Below are 11,386 nucleotides of genomic sequence, written 5' to 3'. Positions count from 1 at the left end.
GTCTAACTTACCTTACCGCGTGTCGCTCCGCAAATCCATCGTTTCCGGTGTTTCTGCGGTACTCTACGCAATCGATCCAGACTGGGTTCGGGGCGCAAAACGCCCCGGTCCATTCAGGACTGATTTTGTTAGGTGGCCGCCTTCCGATCGTCTGCGTTTCCGCTGTACTCGTCTCGGCGACTCAGAAAAGTTTACACGGATTCGGGTGCCCCACCAAATCGGAGGCCCTCGTCGCCGAAAACCCCTTGATTCCGCGGGAATCAAGGCGGCTTCGGCCCCCTGGAGGTCGATTTCTGCGATTCCGGGATTTGAGTCCTGCATCACATGCCCCGTCCCTAGAATGGGGCCATGCCCAATGTTCATGATGCCCCGGATCAGCCAGTCGATGTCCCGACGGTCGCCTTCGACCTGCCCGCGCGTTTGGGTCTTGACCACCCACTGGTCAACGCCCCCATGGCCGGTGCCGCCGGCGGAGCCTTGGCCGGCGCCGTCAGTACCGCCGGGGGGTTGGGCCTGATCGGGATCGCCTCCACCGCCACGAAGGAGTGGATCAGCGAACAAGCCACATTGGCCCGCGCCCCCGGACGCGCCTGGGGTGCCGGGTTGATGGCCTGGGTCCTGGAACGCTCCCTGGACCCCCTGCACGAGATCCTGGACCACGGGCCCTCCTTGGTTTCCGTCAGTTTCGGTGACCCGGGCCCCGCCGCAGCGCTGATTCGGGAATCCGGGGCTCTCTGCGCGATGCAGGTGGGAAACGATGCCGATCTGCAGCGGGCCCTCGAGCCGGATATCGACGTCGTCGTCTGCCGTGGCGGGGAGGGTGGCGGTCATGGACGCAATGACGTGGCCACGTTGCCGTTGCTGCAGCAGGCCCTGGCGGCAACCAGCAAACCGGTGATCGCGGCCGGGGGCATCGCCGACGCCCGGGGTGTTGCCGCGGTCCTGGCCGCCGGAGCCCAGGCTGCCTGGATCGGGACCCGTTTCGCGGCCTCGACCGAATCCTCCAGCCATGACCGGGTCAAACAAGCGATTGCCGCGGCCGAGTTGGACGACACGATCTTCACCCGGGTCTTCGATATCGCCCAACGCATCCCCTGGCCCACCGAATTCGGGGGCCGGGCGTTACGCAACGATTTCACCGAGCAATGGGCCCAGGACGGAGAAGGCCTGGTCGATGCCCTGGCCAAGGACCCCTCGATCACCGAAACCATCAAGGCGGCCCGCACCCACGCCGATGTGTCCACCGCCCCCGTCTACGCCGGACAGTCGGTCTCCCGAACCGCCGGTCAGGAGGGTGCCGCCGACATCGTCGCCGAACTGGCCGGCTTCCGCACCCATCTCGGTACCGCCGCCGCCCGCTGGAGTCGAGGCCGTTGACATCTTCCTGGGGCCTTGCCGGGCTTTCGCCTCGACAGCGGGCCCGTCTGGACCAGCTGTACCCGCGGGCCCACGGGATCGTCGACCATAGTTGGCCCTACGGCATCACGGTCCTGGAGTTCATCGACGCAGGACGCCGGCTGCTGCTCAAGGCCTGCCAGGACACGCACCATCTCGACCGGGAAGCCCGGGCCCACCGCAACTGGCTGCAGCCGCTGGCCTCCGACGTACCGGAAATGCTCGGCTACGACGCCGGGGCCGGACTCCTGGTGAAGACGTTCATCGACGGGGAGCTGGCGACCGGCTCCCGGTACGAGCACGACCCCCTGGTCTTCAAACAGGCAGGGGAACTACTGGGTCGGCTGCATCGCGGGACCGTTCCGGTCCTGGATGGGCACTATGAACACTCCGTGCTCTCCAAGACCCTGACCTGGCTGGACCGGGCCCCGGGGCTGGCCCCGCCCGAGCAGCTGTCCCGGGTGCAGCGGTGGTTGGATGCCTTCACCCCCTCACCCGTCGAGGTGGTCCCCACCCACGGCGACTACCACCCCCGGAATTGGATCGGTCGTCCCGACGGCCGGATCGCGATCATCGACTTCGGGCGGGCCGGGCTGCGCCCCTGGTACACCGATATGGTCCGCATGGAACATCGTGACTTCCTGGGGAGTCCGCAGCTGCGGGAGGCCTTCCGGCAGGGCTACCGTCCGAAGGGGGCGGTGCCTCCTGCCGGAACCGTGGACGCGGGCCGCCTGCTCGACGAACTCATGCAGTCATTGGGGACGGTCGTCTGGGCGCACCAGGTCGGTGACCAGGCCTTCGAGGAGCAGGGCCGGGGCATGCTGGCCCGGACCCTGCAGGGCAGCGGGTTCCCCCCGCACTGAGGTCAGTCCGCGGCGTCGCCGAGCAGCATGTTGTCGATCAACCGCACCTGGCCGGTCCGCGCGGCCACCAGGACCAGCGCGCCTCCGGTGAACGGGGTTTCGCGGCAGTTGAAGGCCAGGGGTTCCAACGTGTCGGGGTCCACCACCTCGAGATAATCCAGCTCCACCAGGGGCTGGCTGCCGATCAGGTCCTCCGCCTCGTCGATCATCAACGCCTCGTGGGCCGCGGCACGATCGGCCAGCAGGAACAGGGCCCGACTCAGGACCAGGGCCGCGTCGGCCTGTTCGGGGGTGAGGAACTGGTTGCGGCTGGACAGCGCCAGGCCTTCGGCGGACCGCACGATCGGGACGGCTCGGATGCGCACCGGGTAGGACAGATCGGTGACCAGGCGGCGCACGATGGCCAGCTGTTGGGCGTCCTTCTGCCCGAAGTAGGCGCTGTACTCCACCGGGACCGGGGTCAGGGAGGAGGGCTGGGCGATATGCAGCAATTTGGCGACGACGGCGAGCATGCCATCGAAGTGGCCGGGCCGTGAGGCGCCTTCGAACTTCTCCCCCAGCGTCCCGCTGGACAGACGCACCAGCGGCGCACCTCCGGGATAGATCTCCGGTTCCTCGGGGGCGAAGACGATATCCGCCCCGGCCGAGGCCAGCAGTGCGCGATCCGCCTCGAGGTCGCGGGGATAGCGTTCGAAATCGGCAGGATCATCGAATTGCAGGCGGTTGACGAACACCGAGACGACCACGACGTCGTTCTCCGCGCGGGCCGCACTTACCAGATGTTCGTGCCCCGCGTGCAGGGCGCCCATCGTGGGGACCAGCCCCAGGCGTCGGGGCCCGTCCGTGGCGGGTGCCTGCGCCAGGAGCCTCGAGCCCAGGGCGGCCAGTTCGGCGGCGGTTCGAACCAGAAGCGGACGCGTGGCGCCCAAGGCGCCTGCGTCACCGGGGGGCGGTGCTGTGGTATTCACGCGACGAGTCTATCCCCGCAACGGCCCGGCCGTCTCAGGACAAGGCATCGAGGATGGTGGCCGCCTGGGTCTCGTTGAGCAGTCCCCTCTCCAGGGCCCGCTGGGCGGTGGCCCGACCCATCGCCAGATAGGCGTCCCGGATGTCGGAGGGCACCTCCCCGGTGGCCAGGGCGGCCCGGTGCGCCGTGATCGTCCCGGTATCGCCGCGGGCCACGGGCCCGGTCAGCGCGCCCTCCCCCGAGGCCAACGCGTTCTCCAACGATCCGCGCATCAGTGGTCCCAGCACCCGGTCGGGGGCCTCCACGCCGATGCGACGCAGCAGTTCGGAGGACTGGCCCGCCAGGGTGACCAGGTGGTTGGAGGCGTGGGCCAACGCCGCATGGTAGATCCCGCGGTCCTCCTCGGCGATCACCGTGGACTCGGCCCCCATCTCCACGACCAGGGCCTGGGCGATCGGCAGGACCATCGAGGCGGCGGTGACCCCGAACATGCATTCGTTCAGGCGCACCAAGTCCAGGGACATCCCGGTGAAGCTCATGGCCGGATGGATGGCCAACGGGATGGCCCCGGCCGCCTGGGCGGGAGCGAGGATCCCGGTGCCGTAGCGTCCCGAGGTGTGGACGACCAGCTGGCCGGGCTGCCAGTGTCCGGCCTCGGCCAGGCCCTCCACCAGAGGATGCAGCGCATCATCGGGTACGGCCAGCAACACCAGCTCCGAGCGTCGGACGATCTCGGGGATCTCCAACACGGGAACCCCCGGCAACAGGATCTCGGCGCGGTCCCGCGAGGCTTCGGAGACAGCGTGGACCCCCACGACGGCATGTTCTGCTGATCGCAGGGCGGCCCCGAGGACGGCCCCCACCTTGCCGGCCCCGATGATGCCGACGCCCAGACGTCCTGGTTTACTCATGATTTTCCTCTTCCAGCCAATGGTCTCGGTCCTTCAGTCGGCGGGCCCGGGCCGCCCGGGAGGCCTGGGACATGAACAGTTCACGGCCGGTCCGCAGCGACATCTGCTTCACCCTCGGTGAGATCGGTCCGTCGGTGGTGCAGAATTCGATTCCCGTCAGTCCCAGCGGGCGGTTCAACGGCCCCTGGGTGAGGAAGATGCCTTGGATGCGTTCATGCGGGATGATCACCAACGAATGGGTGAGCACTCCGGCCCGCGAGAACAAGGCCGTATCGGTCACGGCGAATCCCTGTCGGCGGTAGGCGAACGGCGAAAGCCAGCGGGCACTGCGCGGGGAGGTGATGAACCCCTCCGCACTTCCGGAGCCCCCGATCCCCGCCCCGACCAGTTCGGCGGGCCGTTCGGTCCCCGGTTCGGGCAGCACGACGGACAACACGTTGAGCACGTCCTGCCGTGTGCCCACGGGCAGCAGGGTGGAACGCAGCGCCCCTTCCTGATTGCCGTAGCCGGCGACGTTGACGACGACCTTGTACCAGCCGAAACGCCGCCAGATGATCCCTTGGGTGACCATGACCGCCTGCACCCGGCCGGGAGGTACTGTCTGGTGGCTGGTCTCCAGCAGTCCGTAGCTGAGTCGCAAACCGTCTTCGCTCATGGCCGCGCGGAAGTTGTAGCCCTGGTTGAACTGGCCCCACAGGACGGGGACGACGCCGATGAGACCCGGGAGGACGAAGAAGAAGCTGATCTCGCCGTCGGAGGCCACGGTGGCGACAATCATGCTGAGGACGAACAGCAGCACCGCCGCCAGCCACGGGGAGAGCAGGGTCGCGGCGATCAATCGCGGGGGCGGGACCACGGCCACGGTGCGTTCGGGAGCCTCCGGGGACACGGGCTCTCCGCCGGCGGGTCCCGGGGCCGGGGCGGGTCCTGCGGAGGCGGGTTCGGCGGACCGCGCCGCCGGGCCCTCCGCCCCGGGGACCCCGGGAGCGGGGACGACGCCGGCGGGGCCGGCCTCACGTTCCTGCTTCAGTCCGGCGGCGCGGGCCAGGATGTCATTGCGGAGGACCTTCGCAGCGTCCAGCTTGATATAGGCCAGCCGCATGGCCGTGGATCCGGAGTCGGCGACCTCAAATTTCAGTTCGGCGAGGCCGAAGATGCGGGCCACCAGCGGCTGGACGATGTCGATGGCCTGGACCCGGTCGATCCGGGCCTGGCGTTGTTGGCGGAAGACGACGCCGGAGTTCACGTGCACGTGCCTGGCGGTGACCTGGTATTTGGTGAAGTACCAGGACAGGAAGAAACCGGCCATGATCAACACCAGGATGCCGATGCCTCCGGCGACGACGAGCAGCACGCTGGGGGTGAAGCTCCAGTCCTTATCCGCCTCGGGGGGCAGTTCACCGGCACTGAAGATGTTGTTGAGCGAATTCTGGCCGAAGAAATAGAGGAACGCCACCACGACGAGCCAGCCCCTGACCATCGGCGAAACCGGGTGGACCCTACGCCAGGGGGCCGACTCCTCCGCCTCGGTCATCGACGCCTGATCGCCGGTCACAGTCCGGCCAGCCTCGCCTCGCCGCGGGCCGAGAGACGCTCACGCAGGCGGGTCCCCTCGGAGGAGGGCAGCCCGGGGATCTCCGCCTTGGCGGTGGTCGAGGCGGTATGGAGTTGGACCTTGCACAGGCCCAGGGCCCGGTCGATGGGCCCGACCGCGACGTCGACGTACTGCATCCGACCGTAGGGGACGACCAGGACCTGTTGGAACATCAAGCCCGAACGGATGAGCAGGTCGTCGTCTCGTTCGGCGTAGCCGATGGCCCGAACCTGCCGGGGGATGATGGCCATGCGGACCACGTCGAAGACGACGACCACCCCGAGCAGCCCCCAGGCCAGCCAGGCCGGGTAACCGGACCAGACGCCGGTCAGCATCAGGACCAATGGCACGGCCAGCACGGCCCAGGTCACCAACGCCGAGATCGCCCAGCCGACCAAACGCACCTTCGCATAGGCAGGCGAGACCCGCTGGAACACCAGGCCCTGGGGATCAATTGGTTCCTGCGGCATACCCTTCGTCTTCCTCCCGTTTCCGGCTCCCCGCCCCGGGGGCCGATGGGTCCTCGGGAGGCAGCTTGCAGAACTGCTCCACGACCCACCCCACGATAACCATCACGAGCGAACCGATAATCATTACCAGGGATGAGATCACCACCTGGTTGCCCCAGCCGGCGCCGCGCAGCACATCCAGCAGCAACCCGATATGCCATCCGCCGATCAGCGAACCGGCGTAGGCGGTGGCCTGGGCCAGCACCAGGGTCCGGGCGGCCTGCAACGGGTCGAGGCGGCGCTTGAGCTTGCCCTGGGTATAGCGCCTGACCCGCAGCCCAAACGCAAAGGTGATCGCCATGCCGGCGACCATGGTGACCAGCGACGGCCATTGGAGCACCGGGGAGGTGAAGCCGTTGGTGGTCAGCAGCAGCTGCGCCGTCCAACCGGCCAGGGCCGATCCCAGGCAGATCAGCAGCAACCAGAGCGGGCGGATGGTGTTCATCGGGATTCAGCCGTCCTCGCCGGCGGTGTAGAGGCTAAGCCCCTGAAGATCGGCGGCCTCGGCGGCCAGTTCCGCCACCGGACGTCCGCCCAATGTTGCCTCCGGATCCATCCAGGCCCACGGCTGCAGGACAAATGCACGCTCGGCGGCCCGCGGGTGGGGCAGCGTGAGGATCTCGTCGTCGGAGACCACGTCCGCGTAGATGATCACGTCGACATCCAGGGTCCGGGGACCCCACCTGACCTCGCGGGTGCGGTGGTGGTCCTGTTCCACCGACTGGCACCAGGCCAGCAGATCCAACGGCGCAAGCGTGGTCTCGACCTCCACCACCAGGTTCAGGAAGTCGGGCTGGCCCCCGGGGCCACCGACGGGCCGGGTCTGGACCAGGGGCGACACCCGGCACAACCGGACCGCGGGGTCGGCCACGAGTTCGGCGACGGCATCGGTGAGGGTGGAGGAGCGTTCGCCCAAGTTGCTGCCCAACGCCAGCACCGCCCGGACCGGGGTGCTCATTCCCGTTCCCGATGGATGTGGATGCTCACGTCACCGAAGGGGACCTCGATGGGTGCCTTGGGTTTATGCACGGTGATGTCCACCGCGGCGACGTCGAACTCGGCCAACACCATGCTGGCCAGCCGTCCCGCGAGCTTCTCGATCAGGTTGTAGGGGCCCGCCGTGATCTCGTCCTTGACCCGCTCGGCCAATTCGCCGTAATGGGCGGTGTCGGACACCTCGTCCGAGGCTTCGGCGGGGCGGATGTCCGTATACAGCACGACATCCACCACGAAGGGCTGTCCGTTGCGCTTCTCGTGTTCGAAGACCCCGTGGTGGCCGATGGCGGTGATGCCACTGAGGCAGATTCGGTCCCGGACGTCCGTCGGCGCGGGAGAGGAACCTCCACCCATGATCAGGCTCCCGCCGGCGCGGAGGAGGACCCGGCGGAGGCGGGGTTGGTCCACGCGGCGGCGACCTTCAGCGCGTCCAGGGTCCCTTCGACGTCGTGCACCCTGACACACCAGGCTCCCGCGACCGCTGCCAGGGCACTGGTGGCGGCCGTGGCGACATCGCGTTCGGCCGGGGGCGCCGGTTTGCCGGCCTCGGCCAGCAGCGCCCCGAGGAACCTCTTGCGCGAGGTGCCGATCAGGACCTTGTGCCCCAGCGCCTTCAACTCGGGGATGGCCTGCAGCAGCGCCCAGTTGTGCTCGGGATCCTTGGCGAAGCCCAGTCCCGGGTCGATGACGATGTGCTCGGGGGCGACCCCGGCGTCGGTGAACGTGGAGCGTACGGTCTTCAGCTCGTTGACGACCTCGGCCACGACGTCATCGTAGTTGGCTTCGGAGACCATCGTCTGCTGGTCCCCGCGGCGGTGCATCAGCACGTAGGGGACCTTGCGTTCGGCCACCAGCGCCGGCATGTCTGCCTCATGGGTCAGCCCGGAGACGTCGTTGATGATCTGTGCCCCGGCGTCCAGGGCCGCGCGGGCGGTGGCGGTGTGCATGGTGTCCACGGAGACGATCGCACCGGCCTTGACCAGGGCGGCGATGACCGGGACGATGCGCCCCTGCTCGGCGGAGGGGTCCACGTAGTCGGCACCGGGGCGGGTGGATTCCCCGCCGACGTCGATGATGTCCGCCCCGGCATAGAGCATGCGGAGCCCGTGCTGGATCGCGTCATCGGTCTTGAGGTATTTCCCGCCGTCGCTGAAGGAATCCTGCGTGACGTTGAGGATCCCCATGACCAACGTGCGGTCCTTGGGCAGTTGCGCGACGTTCTTCGCCGACTTCACGGCACGGATGACCGGTAGCGGGGAGGTGGCGGGACCGGTTCCGGGGATTGCTCCGAGGGACATGGTGACCTACTTTCCGAGAATGAGGCTCATCGCCTCGGCGCGGGTCGCCGGATCGCGCAACTGCCCGCGCATGGCACTGGTGACGGTCTTGGCGCCGGGCTTCTGCACGCCCCGCATGGACATGCACATATGTTCGCATTCGATCACGACGATGGCACCGCGTGGCTGCAGATGGTCCATCAGGGCCATCACGATCTGGGTGGTCAGCCGCTCCTGGACCTGGGGGCGCCGTGCATAGAGTTCAACCAGCCGGGCCAGCTTGCTCAGCCCGGTGACCTTCCCGTCGGGCCCCGGGATGTACCCGATATGGGCGCTGCCGTGGAAGGGAACCAGGTGGTGTTCGCAGGTGGAGTAGAACGGGATGTCCTTGACCAGCACGAGCTCGTCATGGTCGATGTCGAAGGTGGTCGACAACAAGTCCGCCGGGTCCCCGTGCAGCCCGGCAAAGAACTCGGTATAGGCCTTGGCGACCCGTTGGGGGGTCTCCACCAACCCATCCCGGTCCGGATTCTCGCCAATGGCATAAAGGATCTCCCGCACCGCGGCGGCAATGCGTTCCTGGTCCACGGGACTGGCGGTTTCGGACACGACGGTGCCTTCTTCCTCTAGGGTGCTCACGATCTAGATCCTAGCCTGAGTGGGCTCAGTCGAGGTTGCCGGGTCCATCGGCACCGGGCAGGCCGGGGGTGTCCCCGCCTCCGGTTCCGGGGCCGAATCCACCGTCCGCCCCGGTATCGGGACCCGGGTTCCCGCCGGGCAGCGACGGGCCCGACCCCGGATCCACCACGGCGTCGGCGTGGCCTTCGTCCTCGGTTGCGGATGACCCTTCATGACGTTCGGCGGCCTGCCGGCGTTCCAGCGGGGAGAGCACGGGACCCTCGGGGTGGACCGGACGGCTGGACTTGGAGAGCCAGACCACCCGTTCGGGCTGCTTGACGATATCGGAGAAGATCTCGGCGAGCTCCTTCTGGTTCAGGGTCTCCTTCTCCAGCAGAGCCAAGGCCAAACGATCCAGGACGTGGCGGTTCTCGGTCAGCGCCGCATAGGCCTCGTCGTGGGCCGCGTCGATCAGGGCGCGGACCTCGTCGTCGATGACCCCTGCCATCGCATCGGAGTACCCCCGGTCCTGTCCGGCGTCACGTCCCATGAACGGTTCCCCGCCCGCGGAGCCGAGCTTCACGGCGCCGACGCGTTCGCTCATGCCGTATTCGGTGACCATCTTGCGGGCCGTCCCGGTGGCCTTCTCGATATCGTTCGAGGCCCCGGTGGAGGGGTCGTGGAAGATGATCTCCTCAGCGACCCGGCCCCCCATGGCGTAGGCCATCTGATCCAGCAGTTCGTTGCGGGTGATCGAGTACTTATCGTCCTCGGGCACCACCATCGTGTAGCCCAGGGCCCGGCCACGCGGCAGGATGGTCACCTTCGTCACCGGGGCGGTCTGGCGCATGACCGCGGCGACCAGGGCGTGGCCGCCCTCGTGGTAGGCGGTAATCTTGCGTTCGTGCTCCTTCATCAGCCGGGATCGCTTCTGCGGTCCCGCCATGACGCGGTCGATCGCCTCGTCCAGGGCGCGGTCGTCGACCAGCTGGGCATTGGAGCGGGCGGTCAGCAGGGCCGCCTCGTTGAGCACGTTGGCCAGATCGGCACCGGTGTATCCGGGCGTCTTCTTGGCCACCGCCTTCAGGTCGACGTTGTCCGCCATGGGCTTGCCCTGGGCGTGGACGTTGAGGATCTGTTCGCGACCGACCAGGTCGGGGGCCTCCACCGGGATCTGACGGTCGAAGCGGCCCGGACGCAGCAGGGCCGGGTCCAGGACGTCGGGGCGGTTGGTGGCGGCGATGAGGATGACGTTGGTGTTGGCGTCGAAGCCGTCCATCTCCACCAGCAGCTGGTTCAGCGTCTGTTCGCGTTCGTCGTTGCCGCCACCGACCCCGGCACCACGGTGGCGTCCGACGGCGTCGATCTCGTCGACGAAGATGATGGCCGGTGAGTTCGTCTTGGCCTGCTCGAAGAGGTCACGCACGCGGGAGGCACCGACGCCGACGAACATCTCCACGAAGTCCGAACCGGAGATCGAGTAGAACGGGACGCCGGCTTCCCCGGCCACCGCCTTGGCGAGCAGGGTCTTGCCGGTACCCGGGGGGCCGTAGAGCAGCACGCCCTTGGGGATCTTGGCGCCGACGGCCTGGAACTTGGCGGGCTCCTCGAGGAACTCCTTGATCTCGTGGAGTTCCTCGACGGCTTCCTCGGCGCCGGCCACGTCCACGAAGGTCACCTGGGGCATGTCCTTGGTGATCAGCTTGGCCTTGGACTTGCCGAACTTCATGACCTTGTTGCCGCCACCCTGGGCCCGGGAGAGCAGGAACCAGAACAGCAGGGCGATGAGCAGGAACGGGATGATGAACCCGAGCATGCTCACGAACCAGTTGCTTTCCACCGGCTGGTCGGTGAACCCGTCGAGCTTGGCGTCGTCCATCGCCTGGACCACGTCGGTGGCGCGGGCGGTGGAGTAGAAGAAGCTGACCTTCTTGCCCAGGTCGTCGCCGTCGAGGGTGAAGTCGTCCTTCAGCGACAGGTCGACCCGTTGGTCCCCGTCGTAGATCTTCGCCTCGGAGGCCTTGTCGTTCTTGAGCAGTTCCAGCCCGACGCTGGTATCCACCCGGCCGGTGTTCCCCGCGGTGAGGCTCGGCAGGAAGATGAGCAGTGCCGCAACACCGATCAGGACCCAGACGGCCCAGCTGTTGAAGATCTTCTTGACGTTCATGCGTTGGGGGCCCGACCCCCATCCCTCCTGGTCGCGGACGACGTGTCGTCCGGAAAAGTATTCGGTGTCCCTATCAGATCACCCTCGTG

The 11,386-nt window shown here is 67.7% G+C and carries 12 protein-coding genes; 2 read left to right on the top strand and 10 right to left on the bottom strand.

Annotated elements, in window-relative coordinates; translation table 11 throughout:
- The first annotated feature begins 348 nt into the window (after nt 1-348).
- Both ACT3UE_RS01645 and ACT3UE_RS01640 read left to right on the top strand, forming a co-directional pair.
- Complete coding sequence (locus ACT3UE_RS01645) at nt 349-1,377, top strand: NAD(P)H-dependent flavin oxidoreductase (protein ID WP_444566113.1); 1,029 nt, start codon at nt 349-351, stop codon at nt 1,375-1,377.
- The gene (locus ACT3UE_RS01640) at nt 1,374-2,258 is read left to right on the top strand and encodes a phosphotransferase family protein (protein WP_444555179.1); all 885 of its coding nucleotides are present in this window, start codon (nt 1,374-1,376) and stop codon (nt 2,256-2,258) included. The genes ACT3UE_RS01645 and ACT3UE_RS01640 overlap by 4 nt, the downstream gene beginning before the upstream one ends.
- A gap of 2 nt (nt 2,259-2,260) precedes the next feature.
- Here ACT3UE_RS01640 and panC read toward each other — a convergent pair whose 3' ends face one another.
- Genes panC through ftsH form a run of 10 tightly spaced genes read right to left on the bottom strand, consistent with a single transcriptional unit; the run spans nt 2,261 to nt 11,297 of the window.
- On the bottom strand, nt 2,261-3,226 hold the full coding sequence (panC, locus tag ACT3UE_RS01635) for a pantoate--beta-alanine ligase (RefSeq protein ID WP_444555180.1): 966 nt from the start codon (nt 3,224-3,226) through the stop codon (nt 2,261-2,263).
- Nucleotides 3,227-3,260: 34 nt separating this feature from the next.
- Complete coding sequence (locus ACT3UE_RS01630) at nt 3,261-4,136, bottom strand: Rossmann-like and DUF2520 domain-containing protein (RefSeq protein WP_444555181.1); 876 nt, start codon at nt 4,134-4,136, stop codon at nt 3,261-3,263.
- Nucleotides 4,129-5,691 (bottom strand): PH domain-containing protein, encoded by a 1,563-nt coding sequence (locus ACT3UE_RS01625; RefSeq protein WP_444555182.1) that lies wholly within the window; start codon nt 5,689-5,691, stop codon nt 4,129-4,131. Before ACT3UE_RS01625 ends, ACT3UE_RS01630 begins: the two co-directional genes overlap by 8 nt.
- Nucleotides 5,688-6,200: a PH domain-containing protein gene (locus ACT3UE_RS01620; RefSeq protein WP_444555183.1), complete on the bottom strand. Its 513-nt coding sequence runs from the start codon at nt 6,198-6,200 to the stop codon at nt 5,688-5,690. Before ACT3UE_RS01620 ends, ACT3UE_RS01625 begins: the two co-directional genes overlap by 4 nt.
- Entirely contained in the window at nt 6,181-6,684 is a 504-nt protein-coding gene (locus ACT3UE_RS01615) for a DUF3180 domain-containing protein (protein WP_444555184.1), read from the bottom strand. Before ACT3UE_RS01615 ends, ACT3UE_RS01620 begins: the two co-directional genes overlap by 20 nt.
- Before the next feature lie 6 nt (nt 6,685-6,690).
- Complete coding sequence (gene folK, locus ACT3UE_RS01610; protein WP_444555185.1) at nt 6,691-7,197, bottom strand: 2-amino-4-hydroxy-6-hydroxymethyldihydropteridine diphosphokinase; 507 nt, start codon at nt 7,195-7,197, stop codon at nt 6,691-6,693.
- Nucleotides 7,194-7,589 (bottom strand): dihydroneopterin aldolase, encoded by a 396-nt coding sequence (folB, locus tag ACT3UE_RS01605; RefSeq protein ID WP_444555186.1) that lies wholly within the window; start codon nt 7,587-7,589, stop codon nt 7,194-7,196. Before folB ends, folK begins: the two co-directional genes overlap by 4 nt.
- 2 nt (nt 7,590-7,591) lie before the next feature.
- The gene (folP, locus tag ACT3UE_RS01600; protein ID WP_444555187.1) at nt 7,592-8,533 is read right to left on the bottom strand and encodes a dihydropteroate synthase; all 942 of its coding nucleotides are present in this window, start codon (nt 8,531-8,533) and stop codon (nt 7,592-7,594) included.
- A 6-nt stretch (nt 8,534-8,539) separates the two neighbouring features.
- Nucleotides 8,540-9,151: a GTP cyclohydrolase I FolE gene (gene folE / locus ACT3UE_RS01595; RefSeq protein WP_444555188.1), complete on the bottom strand. Its 612-nt coding sequence runs from the start codon at nt 9,149-9,151 to the stop codon at nt 8,540-8,542.
- A gap of 25 nt (nt 9,152-9,176) precedes the next feature.
- Entirely contained in the window at nt 9,177-11,297 is a 2,121-nt protein-coding gene (ftsH, locus tag ACT3UE_RS01590; RefSeq protein WP_444555189.1) for an ATP-dependent zinc metalloprotease FtsH, read from the bottom strand.
- Nucleotides 11,298-11,386 lie beyond the last annotated feature (89 nt).

It is taken from the genome of Arthrobacter sp. 179 (assembly GCF_052379645.1).
In the GTDB taxonomy this organism is placed as follows: domain Bacteria; phylum Actinomycetota; class Actinomycetes; order Actinomycetales; family Micrococcaceae; genus Arthrobacter_H.
This window is presented reverse-complemented; position numbering and strand designations above follow the sequence as displayed.